Source organism: Enterobacter cloacae complex sp. 2015409 (genome assembly GCF_041365315.1).
Taxonomy (GTDB): Bacteria; Pseudomonadota; Gammaproteobacteria; order Enterobacterales; family Enterobacteriaceae; genus Enterobacter; species Enterobacter pseudoroggenkampii.
This window is the reverse complement of sequence record NZ_JBFTVM010000001.1, coordinates 2297600-2314590: the sequence shown is the minus strand read 5'-3', so window position 1 is coordinate 2314590 and position 16991 is coordinate 2297600. Positions and strand designations below refer to the sequence as shown.

Genomic DNA, 16991 nt, shown 5'->3' with positions numbered 1-16991 from the left:
TTTTCTCCCTCTCCCTGTGGGAGAGGGCCGGGGTGAGGGCATCAGCCCGCACTATTACGAATACATCGCCGTAATCGACGCGCTGCCCAGCGTATGGAAATGCACGTTAAACCCGACCATTGCGCCGCTCGCCCCTTCATCGACCTCAATCCTCTCCACATCCAGCGCGTGCACCGTGAAGATATAGCGGTGGGTTTCCCCTTTTGGCGGCGCCGCGCCGCCGTAGCCCGCTTTACCGAAGTCAGTGCGCGTCTGAATGGCACCTTCAGGCAGGGCAACCAGGTCTGAACCGGAACCCTGCGGCAGGACGCGCGTGTCGGCAGGCAGGTTCGCCACAATCCAGTGCCACCAGCCGGAGCCAGTAGGCGCATCCGGGTCGTAGCAGGTCACGACAAAGCTTTTGGTGCCTGCCGGAACCTCATCCCACGCCAGGTGTGGGGAGATATTGTCTCCCTGATACCCCATGCCGTTGAAAACGTGACGCTCCGGCAGTTTTTCACCGTCGCGCAGATCTTTGCTGATGATTTTCATACGGTTTACCCTCGTTGATCGCTCGTTCAGCAAGTGTAATGCATAGGGTTAAATCGTGAAATGCGCGGGAATGTTAACGGCTGTTACAACCGCGTCGGTTAATTTTCGCAGCTGCTCCGGCGTAATGCTGTACGGCGGCATCAGGTAGATAAGCTTGCCGAAAGGCCGTACCCACACGCCCTGGTCCACGAAGAAGCGCTGTAGCGCCGCCATATTCACCGGATGGGTGGTTTCAATCACCCCGATGGCGCCCAGCACGCGCACGTCCGCGACGAAATTCGCCCCTGAGGCGGCGCTCAGCTCTGCTTTCAGCTGCGCTTCAATCGCCGCCACCTGCGTCTGCCACTCGCCGCTCTCCAGAATGGCGAGGCTTTCGCTTGCGACGGCGCAGGCGAGAGGATTACCCATAAACGTCGGGCCGTGCATAAAGCAGCCTGCTTCGCCGTCGCTGATGGTGTCGGCGACCTGGCGGGTCGTGAGCGTGGCGGAGAGCGTCATGGTGCCGCCGGTCAGCGCTTTGCCGAGGCACAGAATATCCGGGGCGATACCCGCATGTTCGCAGGCAAACAGCTTGCCGGTGCGGCCAAAGCCGGTGGCGATCTCATCGGCAATCAGCAGAATGCCCTCGCGGTCGCACATCCTGCGAATACGCTTCAGCCATTCCGGGTGGTACATCCGCATCCCGCCCGCGCCCTGCACAATCGGCTCAAGTATCACGGCGGCGATTTCATGGCGATGCGCCGCCATCAGCCGCGCGAAGCCGACCATGTCCATTTCGTTCCACTCGCCGTCGAAGCGGCTCTGGGGGGCCGGGGCAAACAGGTTTTCCGGCAGATAGCCCTTCCACAGGCTATGCATGGAGTTGTCCGGATCGCATACCGACATCGCCCCGAAGGTATCCCCGTGATAGCCGTTGCGGAAGGTGAGGAACCGCTGGCGCGTTTCGCCTTTCGCGTGCCAGTACTGCAGCGCCATTTTCATCGCCACTTCCACCGCCACGGAGCCGGAATCCGCCAGGAACACGCACTCCAGCGAGTCAGGCGTCATCGCCACCAGGCGACGGCATAAATCCACCGCGGGCTGATGGGTGATCCCGCCGAACATCACGTGCGACATCTGGTCAATCTGCGCCTTCATTGCCGCATTCAGGCGCGGGTGGTTGTACCCATGAATGGCCGCCCACCAGGAGGACATCCCGTCAACGAGCTGTTCGCCGCTGGCGAGATGCAGCTCGCAGCCGTGGGCGGAGGTCACCGGATAGACGGGAAGGGGGCGGGTCGTGGAGGTGTAAGGGTGCCAGATATGCTGCTTGTCGAAGGCGAGATCGTCCTGGGTCATAATCGACTTGTAAACCATTTTGAAAAGTTTTAGGTTTACGAGTATAAACCGAACCGAAAATTAACAAAACCCTTTGGAGAAGCCCCATGGCTCACCACGCACGCTGGACGATGTCGCAAGTCACTGAATTATTCAATAAACCTTTCCTTGAGCTGATGTTCGAAGCCCAACAGGTGCATCGTCAGCACTTCGATCCTCGCCATGTTCAGGTCAGCACGCTACTGTCGATCAAAACCGGTGCCTGCCCTGAAGACTGCAAATATTGCCCGCAGAGCGCGCGCTACAAAACCGGCCTGGAATCCGAACGGCTGATGGAAGTTGAGCAGGTACTCGACTCGGCGCGCAAGGCGAAAAACGCCGGCTCGACCCGCTTCTGCATGGGCGCGGCGTGGAAGAACCCGCACGATCGCGACATGCCTTACCTGGAGCAGATGGTAAAAGGCGTGAAGGAGATGGGCCTCGAAGCCTGTATGACGCTCGGCACGCTGAACGACGAGCAGGCGCAGCGCCTCTCGGCGGCGGGGCTGGACTACTACAACCACAACCTCGACACCTCGCCGGAGTTTTACGGCAACATCATCACCACGCGTACCTACCAGGAGCGTCTGGATACGCTGGATAAAGTGCGTGATGCCGGAATCAAAGTGTGCTCCGGCGGTATCGTGGGCTTAGGCGAAACGGTGAAAGACCGCGCGGGCCTGCTGCTGCAGCTGGCTAACCTGCCGACCCCGCCGGAAAGCGTGCCGATCAACATGCTGGTGAAGGTCAAGGGCACGCCGCTGGCGGACAACGACGACGTGGATGCGTTTGATTTTATTCGCACCATCGCGGTGGCGCGCATTATGATGCCGACCTCTTTCGTGCGCCTCTCTGCCGGTCGCGAGCAGATGAACGAGCAGACCCAGGCCATGTGCTTTATGGCCGGAGCCAACTCCATCTTCTACGGCTGCAAGCTGCTGACCACGCCGAACCCGGAAGAGGACAAAGACGTTCAGCTGTTCCGCAAGCTGGGGCTTAACCCGCATCAGACCGAGGTGCTGACGGGCGATAACGAGCAACAGCAGCAGCTGGAGCAGCAGATTTTCAACGCCGACACCGACCAGTTCTACAACGCGGCAACCGTATGACCTGGCAGGCACGTATCAACTCTGCGCTTGACGACCGTCGGACGGCAGAGGCATTTCGCGTTCGCAGGGTGGTGGAAAACGGCGCGGGCCGTTTTCTTACCCGTGAAGGCCAGCGGTTCTGCAATTTCTCCAGCAACGACTATCTCGGGCTGAGCCAGCATCCGGCCATTATCCGCGCCTGGCAGCAGGGCGCTGAGCGGTTTGGCGTGGGCAGCGGCGGCTCGGGACACGTCAGCGGATACACCACAGCGCATCATGCGCTGGAAGAGGAACTGGCTGACTGGCTCGGCTACCCGCGCGCGCTGCTGTTTATCTCCGGCTTTGCCGCCAACCAGGCGGTGATTACTGCCCTGATGGAAAAAGAGGACCGCATTGTCGCCGACCGCTTAAGTCACGCCTCCCTGCTGGAGGCGGCACATTTAAGCCCGGCGCAGCTGCGCCGCTTTGCTCATAACGATGCGGGACAGCTAGCTGCGCTGCTGGATAAACCCTGCGACGGACAACAGCTGGCGGTCACTGAAGGGGTATTCAGCATGGACGGCGACAGCGCGCCGCTTGCCGTGCTGCACGATACCGCCAAACGGCAAAACGCCTGGCTGCTGGTGGACGATGCCCACGGTATTGGCGTAATGGGCGACGAAGGGCGCGGCAGCGCGTATCAGCAAAACGTGAAGCCGGAGCTGCTGATTGTCACCTTCGGCAAGGGCTTTGGCGTCAGCGGCGCCGCCGTGCTGTGCAGCGAATCCGTCGCCGACTATCTGCTGCAGTTTGCCCGACACCTGATTTACAGCACCAGCATGCCCCCGGCGCAGGCCGTGGCGCTATCTGCATCGCTGGCGGTGATCCGCAGCGCAGAAGGGGATGAACGTCGCCAGCGTCTGGCAGAGCATATCGCCCGCTTCCGTCAGGGACTCGAGGCGCTGCCATTCCGCAGAACCGATTCGCAGAGCGCTATCCAGCCGGTGATTGTCGGTGAAAACGGCCGCGCGCTGGCGCTGGCACAGGCGCTGCGCCAGCGCGGCATGTGGGTGACCGCCATCCGCCCGCCCACCGTCCCACCTGGTACGGCGCGGCTGCGCTTAACCCTGACGGCGGCGCATGAACGACAGGATATTGAGACGTTGCTGGAGGCGCTCCATGTTGCCGGTGAATAAGCAGGCCGTCGCGGCGGCATTTGGTCGCGCCGCGCAGAGCTATTCGCAGCACGATGAGCTGCAGCGTCAGAGCGCGCAGGGGCTTCTGACCGCGCTTGGCGAGAGCCGTTTTCCCCAGGTGCTGGACGCCGGCTGTGGTCCGGGCAGCAACAGCCGCTACTGGCGCGGGGCGGGAAGCCAGGTCACGGCTATCGACCTCTCAGAGCAGATGCTCGACGAGGCGCGTCAAAGGCAGGCAGCGGATCGCTATCTGCTGGCCGATATCGAGGCGATCCCGCTGGCGGATGCGCAGTTCGATCTGGTCTGGAGCCATCTGGCGGTCCAGTGGTGCAGCAGCCTGCCGCAGGCCTTGCGCGAGCTTTATCGCGTGGCGCGACCGGGCGGGAAGGTGGCCTTTACCACCTTGCTGGAGAGTTCGCTGCCGGAGCTGAATCAGGCGTGGAAAGCGGTGGATGTGCAGCCGCATGCTAACCGTTTTTTATCGCATGAGCAGGTGACGCAGGCGCTGACAGGCTGGCGCTACCGCAGCACGGTGCAGACCATCACCCTCAATTTTAGCGATGCGTTCAGCGCCATGCGCTCGCTGAAGGGCATCGGCGCCACGCACCTGCATGCCGGACGGGAGAAAAAACCACTCACCCGGGGACAGCTGCAGCGCCTGGAGCTGGCCTGGCCTCAGCAGCGGGGGCATTTCCCGCTCTCTTATCAACTTTTTCATGGGATTATCGAACGTGACTGAACGTTATTTTGTCACCGGAACGGATACGGAAGTGGGCAAAACGGTTGCCAGCTCTGCGCTGCTGCAGGCGGCACGAAAGCTCGGAAAAAACACCGCCGGATATAAGCCCGTTGCTTCCGGCAGCGAGATGACGGCGGAAGGGTTACGCAACACCGACGCGCTGGCGCTCCAGCGTAACAGCACGCGTGAACTCGCCTATTCAGCGGTCAATCCGTACACCTTTGCCGAGCCGACCTCGCCGCACATCATCAGCGCTGACGAAGGTCGTCCGATTAATTTCGCCGTGCTTTCAGCCGGGTTACGGGCGCTGGAAAGCGAGGCCGACTGGGTGCTGGTGGAAGGGGCTGGCGGCTGGTTTACGCCGCTTTCGGACGCGCAGACGTTTGCTGACTGGGTGCAGGCCGAGCAGCTTCCGGTCATTCTGGTCGTCGGCGTTAAGCTGGGCTGTATCAATCACGCCATGCTGACCGCGCAGGCCATACGGCAGGCCGGGCTGCGTCTGGCGGGCTGGATAGCCAACGACGTGGTTGCGCCGGGGAAACGACACCAGGAGTATCTGGCGACGCTCAGGCGCGTCCTTCCCGCCCCGTGCCTCGGGGAAATTCCCTGGCTTGCTGACGGCGCGGAAAATGCCGAAATCGGGCGTTATCTCGATCTCAGCGTCTTGCTTCCCGCGACATCCAGTGCGCGATAAGCTCGTCATCCAGTTCGTTAACGTGGCCCTGCGCCACGTTACGCCCGCGATAGAGCATACAGAAACGGTCCGCAACCCGGCGGATAAACGACAGCTGCTGCTCCGCTAACAGCACCGTCATACCTAACTCCCGGTTTAAGCGCACCAGCAGCTGCCCCAGCTTCTGGGCGAAGCTGTGTCCTGCGCCGTGCAGGGGCTCATCGAGGATCAGCAGGTGAGGACGGTTCACCAGCGCATTAGCCAGCGCCAGCTGGTACTGGTCGTCCGGAGAGAGCGTGTTGGCGCGGGTCTGTCGCAATGCGTAGAGCGCCGGAAACAGGTCGTAAACGTCATTTTTCGCTTCCGGGTTGGGTTTCCCCATCGCCCGCATGGCGATATGCAGGTTTTCCTCGATCGTTAGCTGGGAGAAGATCCGCCTGTCCTGCGGGACATAGCCTATCTCCGTTCCTGAACGCTGTTCTGGCGGCAGGTTAAGCAAATCGCGCGGCGGCGCGCCTGCCTCATGCCAGATGATGCTGCCGCTTTCGACGGGCACTCTCCCGGCGATGCAATTCATGAGGGTGGTTTTCCCCATTCCCGGCAGGCCAACGACGCCTGTACACATCCCTTGCGGAAAATCCAAATTCACGTTCCATAGCGTATGTTGGCTTCCGTAAAACTGATTCACAGCACGCAGACTCAACATCTTTCTCTCCTTAAAAATGTGTGTAGGTGAGGCTCGGGTTTGAATCTGCAAAACCCCTGCCAGAAACCGAAAAGTGTTTAAAAAACCGGCTTTTTTAGGAATAAGTCATCGGAGAGGGGCCGAGAAAAAACGGGATTGCACATCGACGGTGCTGGCGGTGTTGAGTTGTGGTGCAGAACCCGAAATGCTGAAAATGTGAGCAAGATCGCATCGGTTGGTTATGAATGACGCAACTGTTAATCAGCAAAAAATAGCTATAAAAATTTTTTACCGCCGTCTCGTGGGAAAATCCGGGAATTTGCCGAGCGCCAGTCTGCATGGGCTGGAAGCAGTTATCCACTATTCCTGTGGATAACCATGTGCATTAGAGTTAGAAAACACGCGATAAGCGAGAGAAGACGCGGCTTACGCCCAAATTGACGCGAAACGCGGCTTTAGAAAATATCGTTTATTATTTAATTGCTTAGATAAAAGCAATTCCCGTCATGAAAGTGTCACTCGTTGCCACAAAACTATCATTACCTGGCTTGACAAATGTTAAAAAAGAAAAAGTTCTGGGGATAACCTGACCTGACTGGTGTTTTATATTGTCACAGTCCAAATTTTGGTCGCTATCGCGCTAATCATTCAGGCGCTACTCTAAATATCCTGACATGCTACTGGTTTTTCATCCAGTGTTTTTTACTGGCATTCCTGGCAACAAGGAGTAAAATTACTCACCTGCCGCTTATAACGTCATCAGGTTGTCGCCCATGAGTAAACCGTTCAAATTGAATTCTGCTTTCCGTCCATCTGGCGATCAGCCTGAGGCGATCCGTCGTCTGGAAGAAGGGCTGGAAGATGGGCTGGCGCACCAGACGCTGCTGGGGGTAACCGGCTCGGGTAAAACGTTCACTATCGCCAACGTGATTGCGGATCTCCAGCGCCCCACGATGGTGCTGGCACCCAATAAAACCCTGGCCGCACAGCTTTACGGCGAGATGAAAGAGTTCTTCCCGGAAAACGCCGTGGAGTATTTCGTCTCCTACTACGATTACTACCAGCCTGAAGCCTATGTACCGAGCTCTGACACCTTCATTGAGAAAGATGCCTCGGTGAACGAACACATCGAGCAGATGCGTCTGTCGGCCACTAAGGCGCTTCTGGAGCGTCGCGATGTGGTCGTTGTCGCATCGGTTTCCGCGATCTACGGTCTCGGCGATCCGGATCTCTATCTCAAGATGATGCTGCACCTGACGCAGGGGATGATCATCGACCAGCGCGCCATTGTCCGTCGTCTGGCGGAGCTGCAGTATGCCCGTAACGATCAGGCGTTCCAGCGCGGCACCTTCCGCGTACGCGGTGAGGTGATCGACATCTTCCCGGCGGAATCGGACGATATGGCACTGCGCGTCGAGCTGTTCGACGAAGAGGTTGAACGCCTGTCGCTCTTCGACCCGCTGACCGGACACGTTGAGTCGGTGATCCAGCGCTTCACCATCTACCCGAAAACGCACTACGTGACGCCGCGCGAGCGTATCGTGCAGGCGATGGAAGAGATCAAAGTGGAGCTGGCCGAGCGCCGTAAGGTGCTGCTGGCCAACAATAAGCTGCTGGAGGAGCAGCGCCTGAGCCAGCGCACCCAGTTTGACCTTGAGATGATGAACGAGCTGGGCTACTGCTCCGGCATCGAAAACTACTCCCGCTTCCTCTCCGGGCGCGGGCCGGGCGAGCCGCCGCCGACGCTGTTTGACTACCTTCCGGCAGACGGTTTGCTGGTGATCGACGAATCCCACGTTACGATCCCGCAGATCGGCGGGATGTACCGCGGCGACCGGGCGCGTAAAGAGACGCTGGTGGAGTACGGATTCCGCCTGCCGTCGGCGCTGGATAACCGTCCGATGAAGTTTGAAGAGTTTGAGGCGCTCGCGCCGCAAACCATCTACGTCTCGGCCACGCCGGGCAACTACGAGCTGGAGAAATCCGGTGAAGACGTTGTCGATCAGGTTGTGCGTCCAACGGGTCTGCTCGACCCGATTATTGAAGTTCGTCCGGTGGCCACCCAGGTGGACGATCTGCTCTCGGAAATTCGCGCCCGTTCCGCCATCAACGAGCGCGTGCTGGTGACCACGCTCACCAAGCGTATGGCGGAAGACCTGACCGAGTATCTCGAAGAGCACGGCGAGAAGGTGCGTTATCTGCACTCGGATATCGATACCGTGGAGCGCATGGAGATTATCCGCGACCTGCGTCTGGGCGAGTTTGACGTGCTGGTAGGGATTAACCTGCTGCGAGAAGGTCTCGATATGCCGGAGGTCTCGCTGGTGGCGATTCTCGATGCGGACAAAGAGGGCTTCCTGCGTTCTGAACGCTCCCTGATCCAGACCATCGGTCGTGCGGCGCGTAACGTCAACGGTAAAGCGATTCTGTACGGTGACAAAATTACCCCGTCGATGGCGAAAGCGATTGGTGAAACGGAGCGCCGCCGCGAGAAACAGCAGCGCTACAACGAAGAACACGGTATTACGCCGCAGGGTCTGAACAAGAAGGTGGTGGATATTCTAGCGCTGGGTCAGAACATTGCCAAAACCAAAGCGAAAGGCCGCGGCAAGGCGCGTTCAGTGGTGGAAGAAGATACCGTCGTGCTGACGCCGAAAGCGCTGCAGCAGAAAATCCACGAGCTGGAAGGTCAGATGATGCAGCACGCGCAGAACCTGGAGTTCGAAGAGGCGGCGCAGATCCGCGACCAGCTTCATCAGCTGCGGGATCTGTTTATCGCGGCATCATAGCTTAAAGCAGCGTGTTTTCCCCCTCTCCCCGTGGGAGAGGGCATCAGGCCGCACAAAACGAACCTAACCCAGCGCCTGAATCGCCTTCTCCAGCGCCTCGCGCAGCAGATGGCGGTCATGGCGATACTTGATGTCTGTGGCCTCCAGCGGCTCCTGCACCACCAGACGATCGCCAATCCCTGACACATCCACTTTTGGTCCCACGACTACGCCGTCAATGATTTTCTTGCCGACGTAATGCTCCATTAATTCAAGTTTGTCTGCCAGCGACAGGCTCGCCGCCGCCGGGCTCAGTTCACGTCCCAGATTACCGATGTAAACCATCGGCGCCGGGGTGCGGCGCAGCGCCTGCGCCAGCTCTTTCACCAGCAGAATGGGCATCAGGCTGGTATAAAAACTGCCTGGACCGATCAGGATAAGATCCGCTTCCCCGATTGCCTCTACCGCTTCACGCGTGGCGGGCACGCTCGGATAGGTCATCAACTCCGTTGGCGGCAGGAGGAGCTGGTCAATATTCACCTCGCCGTAAACTTCATGCCCTTCGGCGTCGATTGCCATCAAGTCAACCGGTTGTTCAGACATGGGGATCAGGAATGCGTCCACTTTGAGCAGATTACGGATTAAGTTGATGGCTTCCAGAGGCCGTACGCTCAGGTGATCCAGCGCCTTTAACATCAGATTTCCGAGGTTATGACCGGAAAGTTCGCCATTACCGCCAAAACGGTACTCAAACATCGCCGACGCGACGCTCGGCTCGGTAATTAACTGGTTCAGGCAGTTGCGCATATCTCCCCAGGCAATGCCGCCTTCGGCACGACGAATGCGCCCGGTTGAGCCGCCGTTATCGGTGGTGGTCACTATCCCTGTCAGCCTTGAGCCCAGTGACGACAAAGAGGACATAACCCGGCCTAAGCCGTGTCCTCCGCCAAGAGCGACCACTCGGTCAAGATCCGCAAAAGTGCGATTGCGCATACGTATTCCTTATCACGTTCGATCGCGTAACAGTAACCTAACTACCCCTAAAAGACGATGCTTCACCCGATGCAAAATGACGTATATCAATGTGAAAATGCGTTTTTTAGGTATTCTGTAGCGAAAATGGACGAATGACTCGCTATATACTTAATTATATAGCGAAAAGCGATAATGGCGCCGTCAGAATTTCCGCGCTACTATCGCCCTAACCACGTTTTCAAAATTGAAAACATACACTCTAGCCCTTGCGCCTGTGTCGAAAGATATGGCGCTCTGGCCGTGGCGAATTTGCCACCAGGGTACAGAAAGAAATGACTGTGCCTCCCGATCTGGAAAGGTGTACATGGCTTCACAACTTACTGATGCTTTCGCGCGTAAGTTTTATTACTTACGTCTGTCGATTACCGATGTGTGCAACTTCCGTTGCACCTACTGCCTGCCCGATGGCTACAAACCGGGCAACGTCACCAATAACGGCTTTCTCTCCGTGGATGAAGTGCGCCGCGTCACGCGCGCCTTCTCTGAGCTCGGCACCGAAAAAGTGCGCCTTACCGGCGGTGAACCCTCGCTGCGCCGCGATTTCCCCGACATCATTGCCGCGGTACGTGAAAACGAACGTATCCGCCAGATTGCGGTGACCACCAACGGTTACCGCATGGCGCGCGACGTGGCGACCTGGCGCGATGCGGGGCTGACGGCGATTAACGTCAGCGTCGATAGTCTGGACGCCCGCCAGTTCCACGCCATTACCGGCCAGGATAAATTCCAGCAGGTCATGGACGGTATCGATGCGGCATTTGCGGCCGGCTTCGAAAAAGTCAAAGTCAACACGGTGCTGATGCGTGATGTAAACCATCACCAGCTCGATACCTTCCTGGCGTGGATTAAATCCCGCCCCATTCAGCTGCGTTTTATTGAGCTGATGGAAACCGGCGAGGGCAGCGAGCTGTTCCGCCGCCATCACATCTCCGGCATGGTGCTGCGCGACGCGCTGCTCAGGCGCGGCTGGATCCACCAGATCCGCCAGCGCAGCGACGGCCCGGCGCAGGTCTTCTGCCATCCTGATTACGAAGGCGAGATCGGGCTTATCATGCCTTACGAGAAAGATTTCTGCGCCAGCTGCAACCGCCTGCGCGTCTCCTCCGTGGGCAAGCTCCATCTCTGCCTGTTTGGTGACGGCGGCGTAGATCTTCGCGATCTGCTGGAAGACGATGCGCAGCAGGACGCGCTTGAAGCACGCATTTCTGAAGCGCTGACGCATAAAAAACAGACCCACTTCCTGCATCAGGGCAATACCGGCATTACTCAGAACCTGTCCTACATCGGCGGGTAATCAGGCTTAAGAAGGAACAGAAAATGAGTCAGGTAAGCGCAGAATTTATCCCGACACGCATTGCGATCCTTACCGTTTCCGACCGTCGTGGCGAAGAGGATGATACCTCCGGCCACTGGCTGCGCGAGGCGGCCCATGACGCGGGGCATCACATCGTCGATAAAGCGATCGTGAAGGAGAACCGCTACGCCATTCGCGCGCAGGTCTCTCAGTGGATCGCCAGCGATGAGGTGCAGGTGGTGCTGATCACCGGCGGCACCGGCTTTACCGCAGGCGATCAGGCGCCCGAGGCGCTGATCCCGCTGTTCGACCGCGAGGTGGAAGGCTTCGGCGAGGTGTTCCGCATGCTCTCCTTTGAAGAGATCGGTACCTCCACGCTGCAGTCGCGCGCCGTTGCCGGGGTGGCGAACAAAACGCTGATTTTCGCCATGCCGGGCTCGACCAAAGCCTGCCGCACCGCGTGGGCAAACATCATCGCCCCGCAGCTGGATGCCCGTACCCGTCCGTGTAATTTCCATCCCCATTTAAAGAAATAAGCTATGTCACAACTGACCCACATTAACGCCGCCGGCGAAGCGCATATGGTTGACGTCTCCGCCAAAGCCGAAACGGTGCGCGAGGCGCGCGCGGAAGCGTTCGTCACCATGCTGCCGGAAACGCTGGCGATGATCATCGACGGCAGCCATCACAAGGGTGATGTCTTTGCCACCGCCCGCATCGCGGGGATTCAGGCCGCCAAGCGCACCTGGGATCTCATCCCGCTGTGCCATCCGCTGATGCTGAGCAAGGTGGAAGTGAACCTGCAGGCGCAGCCGGAGCATAATCGGGTGCGGATTGAATCGCTGTGCCGCTTAACCGGCAAAACCGGCGTGGAGATGGAGGCGCTGACGGCGGCCTCCGTTGCCGCGCTGACCATCTACGACATGTGCAAAGCGGTGCAGAAAGATATGGTGATTGGCCCGGTTCGCCTGCTGGCAAAAAGCGGCGGAAAATCCGGTGATTTTAAGGTGGACAGCCATGATTAAGGTGCTCTTTTTTGCGCAGGTGCGCGAGCTGGTGAATACCGACAGCCTGACGCTGAATGCGTCTTTTGAAAACGTTGCTGCCCTGCGCGCGCATCTGGCGGCACGAAGCGACCGCTGGGCGCTGGCGCTGGACGAAGGCAAGCTGCTGGCCGCCGTTAACCAGACGCTGGTGGAGTTCACCCACCCGCTGGCCGAAGGGGATGAAGTGGCCTTCTTCCCGCCGGTAACGGGGGGCTAAGATGGCTGAAACCCGCATTCTGGTGAGCCCCGGGCGTTTTAACGTGGGGACCGAATACAGCTGGCTGGCGGAACGCGATGAAGACGGCGCGGTCGTCACCTTTACCGGCAAAGTGCGCAACCACAACCTCGGCGACAGCGTGAAGGCGCTGACGCTGGAGCACTATCCGGGGATGACGGAGAAGTCGCTGGCGGAGATTGTGGAGGAGGCGCGGGGCCGCTGGCCACTCGGCCGCATCACGGTGATTCACCGCATCGGCGAGATGTGGCCCGGCGAGGAGATTGTCTTCGTCGGGGTTACCAGCGCGCACCGCGGCAGCGCGTTTGCCGCCGGGGAGTTCATTATGGATTACCTCAAAACCAAAGCGCCGTTCTGGAAGCGCGAAGCCACGCCGGAAGGTGACCGCTGGGTGGAATCTCGCGACAGCGATAAACAAGCCGCCAGCCGTTGGTAGTCGGTTTACGTGGATGTGTTAATCTTAACGTGTGTGTCTACTTAATCTTAATCAGGAGTGAATCATGGACCGATTTCCGCGTTCCGATTCAATAGTACAGCAGACCCGCAGCGGCCTGCAGACGTATATGGCTCAGGTGTACGGCTGGATGACGGTTGGCCTGCTGCTTACCGCGTTTATCGCGTGGTATGCGGCGAACACGCCGGAGCTGATGATGTTTATCTTCTCCAGTAAGATCACCTTCTTTGGGCTGATTATCGCGCAGCTGGCGCTGGTGTTTGTGCTTTCCGGTCTTGTGCAAAAGCTGAGTGCCGGCATGGCAACGACCCTGTTTATGCTCTATTCGGCACTAACGGGGCTGACGCTTTCCAGCATCTTTATCGTTTACACCTACTCATCCATCGCCAGCACCTTCGTGGTCACCGGCGGGATGTTCGGTGCGATGAGCCTCTACGGCTACACCACGAAACGCGATCTGAGCGGCTTCGGCAGTATGCTGTTTATGGGGCTGATCGGGATTGTGCTGGCGTCGCTGGTGAACCTGTGGCTGAAGAGCGAAGCGCTGATGTGGGCCGTGACCTACATCGGGGTGGTGATCTTCGTTGGATTGACGGCGTATGACACCCAGAAACTGAAAAACATCGGCGAGCAGATCGACGTGCGCGACAGTTCAAACCTGCGCAAATACGCGATCCTGGGCGCGCTAACGCTGTATCTGGACTTCATCAACCTGTTCCTGATGCTGCTGCGTATTTTCGGCAACCGTCGTTAAGGTTGCTTTGCCGGGTGGCGGCTTCGCCTTACCCGGCCTACGAAGCGCGAACCGTAGGTCGGGTAAGGCGAAGCCGCCACCCGACTTATTCACTTCGCTAGCATCCTCTCATTCTTCGCCCGCAGCTTTTTCGCCCGACTTTCCAGCACCAGATAGCAGACCGTGGCCAGCGCCAGCGGCAGGAAGTAATACAGCATGCGGTACGCCAGCAGGGCGGCGATAATCGTTCCCTGAGAAACATGCTCCCCGGCCAGCAGGGCAATAAACACCGCCTCCAGCACGCCGATCCCCGCCGGAATATGCACAATCACGCCCGCAATACTGCTCACCAGCAGCACGCCCAGCACGAAGAAGTAGTTTACGTCCTCGCCAATCAGCAGCCAGATGATGGCTCCCATCGCCATCCAGTTAGCGCTGGAAACCGCCATCTGCAGCACCGCAAACTTCCACGAGGGCAGGACCAGCTTTTGCCCTTTAATGGTCATATGACGGCGTCTGGCAAAGGCGCAGGCCCAGAGATAAACGGCGATAATCAGCAGCAGTACGATGCCCAGAATGCGCAGCGTAGCCTCATCGATATACCAGTGCGCGGGCAACTGCACCACGCCGATGGTGAAGATCACCCCGCCGAGCAGAATATAGCCCAGCCAGTTAGTGGTGATGCTTAACGAGAAAATGCGCGTGATGGTTCCGCCCGGCAGGCCAAGGCGCGAATAAAGGCGATAGCGCATGCCAATGCCGCCGACCCAGGTGCTCAGCGTCAGGTTAAAGGCGTAGCAGATAAATGACACCAGCATTACCTGACGTTTGGCCAGCTTGTGGCCGCAGTAAGCGCGGCCCAGCAGGTCATAGCAGCCGTACATCAGGTAGCTCACGATAACCAGCCCCACAGCGCCCAGCAGCACCATCCGGTTATAGTTGCGGATGACCTTCCACACCTCTTCCCAGTCAACTTTCTGCGCGTAGACCACCAGCAGCACAGCGACCGCAATAAAAAACAGCCAGGTGAGGATCTTTTTTGCCAGCCGCCAGCGTGGATGCGATTTCGACATCAGGGTTTGCCTCCGTCTTCCGCTTCTATGCGGTCCTGGGTTTCCATTTCGGGTTGTACCGGCGGGTCCACCTGCGCCAGCTTCGGCGTATGCGCCGGCAGCCAGCCGACCATCGCCGGGAAATGCCGCAGAAAGTGGAACACCACCACGCTGATGCCCAGGTTCCACCAGGTGCGTTTGGGAACCATGGACTCATCCACGCGCACGCAGTCGTTAACGATCAACGCCTGAAGGTTATCCCGCAGGGTCTGATTAAACTGGCGATCGTGAATGATCAGGTTGGCTTCAAGGTTGAGCGATAAGCTCAGCGGATCAAGGTTGCTGGAGCCCACGGTGGCCCAGTGATCGTCCATCAGCGCGACTTTGCCGTGCAGCGGTCGGCGGCGATATTCGTAGATCTGGACGCCGCCCTTCACCAGATAGTTATACAGCAGCCGTGCCCCGACTTTGACGATCGGCATGTCCGGCTCGCCCTGCACAATCAGCTTCACGCGCACGCCGCGTCGGGCGGCATTGCGCATGGCATGCAGCAGACGATAGCCCGGGAAAAAGTAGGCGTTAGCGATGATCACTTCACGCTTCGCGTTGGCCAGCATCTTGAGATAATGACGTTCAATATCGTCCCGGTGCTCGCCGTTGTCGCGCCAGACGAAAAGCGCCTGCGCTTCGCCGGGCTTCCGGTTCTCTTCCGGGCGATGACGGCGTTTCCACCAGCGGCGAACGGCCTCTTTCCCCGGCAGGTTCTCCAGCTCAAACAGCAAGATGTCCTGCACCACCGGGCCTTCAATGCGAATCGCGTAATCCTGCTTCGCTTCCGGGCCGTAGTCGGACATATGCTCAGCGGAGTAGTTAATGCCGCCGACAAACGCCACCGTCTCATCCACCACCACAATTTTGCGATGCATCCGGCGGAAAAGGTTGGTACGCATACCGAACAGGCGAGGGCCGGGATCGTAGTAGCGGAACACCACCCCCGCGGCGGTCAGTTCATTGACGAATGCATCGCTGAGGTCCGGCGAGCCGTAGCCATCCAGCAGCACTTCAATTTTCACCCCGCGCTGGGCGGCGCGCAGCAGCACGCTGTGCAGCTGCTTGCCAACGTTGTCTTCGAACCAGATAAAGGTTTCGAGGATCACTTTCTGCTGAGCGTGATCAATCGCCTTAAACACGGCCGGGTAATACTCGTCCCCGTTGACCAGCAGCGTGATCCGGTTGCCTTCCTGCCAGGAACATTTCATAGGTGGATCTCCGCGCTGAGCGGGGCATGGTCGGAAAGATGCCGCCAGTTGAGGAGCGCCAGGGCGGTCGGGCTGCTGGCATGGGCATTTTTTACGTAGATGCGGTCAAGCCGCAGCAGCGGGAAACGGACCGGAAAGGTGCGCGCAGGCCTGCCGTTCGCCCGGGTGAAAATTTCCTCCAGTCCGGCCTCTACCTTTAACGGATGGTTTGCCCGCTGTCGCCAGTCGTTGAAATCGCCCGCCACTACCACCGGTTCACCTTCGGGAAGCGCGTTGGCCCATTCGGCCAGCATTTTCAGCTGCGCCTGACGATGGGCTTCGCGCAGGCCCAGATGAACACAGCCGACATGGATGGGCAGCTCAAGATCGGGCGGGGTAACGCGGCAGTATAGCAGACCGCGTTTTTCGCTCTCCCCGACGGAAACGTCGCGGTTTTCGTAATGTTCTATGGGATAACGGGACAGCACCGCGTTGCCGTGATGCCCTTCCGGATAGACCGCATTGCGGCCGTAGGCGTAATCACTCCACATGGTGTCGGCCAGAAATTCATAGTGCGGCGTGTCGGGCCAGTTCTCAAAGTGAAGCGGATGCACTTCGTGTGCGCCCATCACCTCCTGCAGGCAGACAATATCCGCGCTGACGGTGCGAACCGCGTCGCGCAGCTCCGGTAAAATGAAGCGGCGATTAAATGCTGTGAAGCCTTTATGAATGTTTATCGTCAGCACTTTAAGCGAGAAATGCTGCATTTTTTTCGTCATAAGCTCCTTCCTGAGTGACTATCCCAATGAAAATAAAGTGTAGTCGGCGTCACAAAAAGATGCGGCGTTACGGAATTTTCCGTAAAGTGCGGTAGTCTGATTAAGCAGAG

18 protein-coding genes and 1 riboswitch are annotated in these 16991 nt (G+C 58.6%); of the genes, 11 read left to right on the top strand and 7 right to left on the bottom strand.

Features of this window, described 5'->3' with window-relative positions; genetic code table 11:
* Positions 1–54 precede the first annotated feature (54 nt).
* Both ACDO57_RS11300 and bioA read right to left on the bottom strand, forming a co-directional pair.
* Positions 55–531, bottom strand: coding sequence for a kinase inhibitor (locus tag ACDO57_RS11300; protein WP_061715728.1), 477 nt, complete (start codon positions 529–531; stop codon positions 55–57).
* Between the two features lie 48 nt (positions 532–579).
* Entirely contained in the window at positions 580–1887 is a 1308-nt protein-coding gene (gene bioA / locus ACDO57_RS11295; RefSeq protein ID WP_370883983.1) for an adenosylmethionine--8-amino-7-oxononanoate transaminase, read from the bottom strand.
* 68 nt (positions 1888–1955) lie between these two features.
* Here bioA and bioB point away from each other — a divergent pair, with 68 nt between their 5' ends.
* Genes bioB through bioD form a run of 4 tightly spaced genes read left to right on the top strand, consistent with a single transcriptional unit; the run spans position 1956 to position 5583 of the window.
* Positions 1956–2996 (top strand): biotin synthase BioB, encoded by a 1041-nt coding sequence (gene bioB, locus ACDO57_RS11290; RefSeq protein ID WP_023334965.1) that lies wholly within the window; start codon positions 1956–1958, stop codon positions 2994–2996.
* Positions 2993–4150, top strand: a complete 1158-nt coding sequence (gene bioF / locus ACDO57_RS11285) for an 8-amino-7-oxononanoate synthase (RefSeq protein ID WP_370883982.1) — start codon at positions 2993–2995, stop codon at positions 4148–4150. Before bioB ends, bioF begins: the two co-directional genes overlap by 4 nt.
* On the top strand, positions 4134–4889 hold the full coding sequence (gene bioC / locus ACDO57_RS11280; RefSeq protein WP_370883981.1) for a malonyl-ACP O-methyltransferase BioC: 756 nt from the start codon (positions 4134–4136) through the stop codon (positions 4887–4889). The genes bioF and bioC overlap by 17 nt, the downstream gene beginning before the upstream one ends.
* Positions 4882–5583: a dethiobiotin synthase gene (gene bioD, locus ACDO57_RS11275; protein WP_370883980.1), complete on the top strand. Its 702-nt coding sequence runs from the start codon at positions 4882–4884 to the stop codon at positions 5581–5583. The genes bioC and bioD overlap by 8 nt, the downstream gene beginning before the upstream one ends.
* Here the strand turns inward: bioD and ACDO57_RS11270 are convergent.
* Positions 5546–6268: an ABC transporter ATP-binding protein gene (locus ACDO57_RS11270; protein ID WP_208763637.1), complete on the bottom strand. Its 723-nt coding sequence runs from the start codon at positions 6266–6268 to the stop codon at positions 5546–5548. The genes bioD and ACDO57_RS11270 overlap by 38 nt on opposite strands.
* A gap of 752 nt (positions 6269–7020) precedes the next feature.
* Here ACDO57_RS11270 and uvrB point away from each other — a divergent pair.
* Entirely contained in the window at positions 7021–9036 is a 2016-nt protein-coding gene (gene uvrB, locus ACDO57_RS11265) for an excinuclease ABC subunit UvrB (protein ID WP_029742168.1), read from the top strand.
* A 63-nt stretch (positions 9037–9099) separates the two neighbouring features.
* Here the strand turns inward: uvrB and yvcK are convergent, their stop codons facing one another.
* Positions 9100–10008 (bottom strand): uridine diphosphate-N-acetylglucosamine-binding protein YvcK, encoded by a 909-nt coding sequence (yvcK, locus tag ACDO57_RS11260; RefSeq protein WP_370883979.1) that lies wholly within the window; start codon positions 10006–10008, stop codon positions 9100–9102.
* Between the two features lie 225 nt (positions 10009–10233).
* Positions 10234–10367, top strand: a riboswitch (molybdenum cofactor riboswitch).
* On the opposite strand from yvcK, the gene moaA reads away from it, so the two are divergent.
* The 6 genes from moaA (at position 10355) to ACDO57_RS11230 (ending at position 13833) form a co-directional block, all read left to right on the top strand.
* Positions 10355–11344 carry a GTP 3',8-cyclase MoaA gene (moaA, locus tag ACDO57_RS11255; protein ID WP_061715722.1) on the top strand — a complete coding sequence of 330 codons (990 nt, stop codon included), beginning with the start codon at positions 10355–10357 and terminating at the stop codon, positions 11342–11344. It overlaps the preceding riboswitch by 13 nt.
* Before the next feature lie 23 nt (positions 11345–11367).
* Positions 11368–11880: a molybdenum cofactor biosynthesis protein B gene (gene moaB, locus ACDO57_RS11250; protein ID WP_061715721.1), complete on the top strand. Its 513-nt coding sequence runs from the start codon at positions 11368–11370 to the stop codon at positions 11878–11880.
* A gap of 3 nt (positions 11881–11883) precedes the next feature.
* Positions 11884–12369, top strand: a complete 486-nt coding sequence (gene moaC / locus ACDO57_RS11245) for a cyclic pyranopterin monophosphate synthase MoaC (protein WP_008501142.1) — start codon at positions 11884–11886, stop codon at positions 12367–12369.
* Positions 12362–12607, top strand: coding sequence for a molybdopterin synthase sulfur carrier subunit (gene moaD / locus ACDO57_RS11240; protein WP_048992093.1), 246 nt, complete (start codon positions 12362–12364; stop codon positions 12605–12607). The genes moaC and moaD overlap by 8 nt, the downstream gene beginning before the upstream one ends.
* Before the next feature lies 1 nt (position 12608).
* Complete coding sequence (gene moaE, locus ACDO57_RS11235; protein ID WP_061715719.1) at positions 12609–13061, top strand: molybdopterin synthase catalytic subunit MoaE; 453 nt, start codon at positions 12609–12611, stop codon at positions 13059–13061.
* A 64-nt stretch (positions 13062–13125) separates the two neighbouring features.
* Entirely contained in the window at positions 13126–13833 is a 708-nt protein-coding gene (locus ACDO57_RS11230; RefSeq protein WP_024908758.1) for a Bax inhibitor-1/YccA family protein, read from the top strand.
* A gap of 89 nt (positions 13834–13922) precedes the next feature.
* Here the strand turns inward: ACDO57_RS11230 and ACDO57_RS11225 are convergent, their stop codons facing one another.
* Genes ACDO57_RS11225 through ACDO57_RS11215 form a run of 3 tightly spaced genes read right to left on the bottom strand, consistent with a single transcriptional unit; the run spans position 13923 to position 16881 of the window.
* The gene (locus ACDO57_RS11225; protein ID WP_061715718.1) at positions 13923–14885 is read right to left on the bottom strand and encodes a YbhN family protein; all 963 of its coding nucleotides are present in this window, start codon (positions 14883–14885) and stop codon (positions 13923–13925) included.
* A complete protein-coding gene (gene clsB, locus ACDO57_RS11220) occupies positions 14885–16123 on the bottom strand; it encodes a cardiolipin synthase ClsB (protein WP_048991526.1) in 1239 nt (412 codons plus the stop codon). The genes ACDO57_RS11225 and clsB overlap by 1 nt, the downstream gene beginning before the upstream one ends.
* On the bottom strand, positions 16120–16881 hold the full coding sequence (locus ACDO57_RS11215; protein WP_032649441.1) for an endonuclease/exonuclease/phosphatase family protein: 762 nt from the start codon (positions 16879–16881) through the stop codon (positions 16120–16122). Before ACDO57_RS11215 ends, clsB begins: the two co-directional genes overlap by 4 nt.
* Positions 16882–16991: the final 110 nt, after the last annotated feature.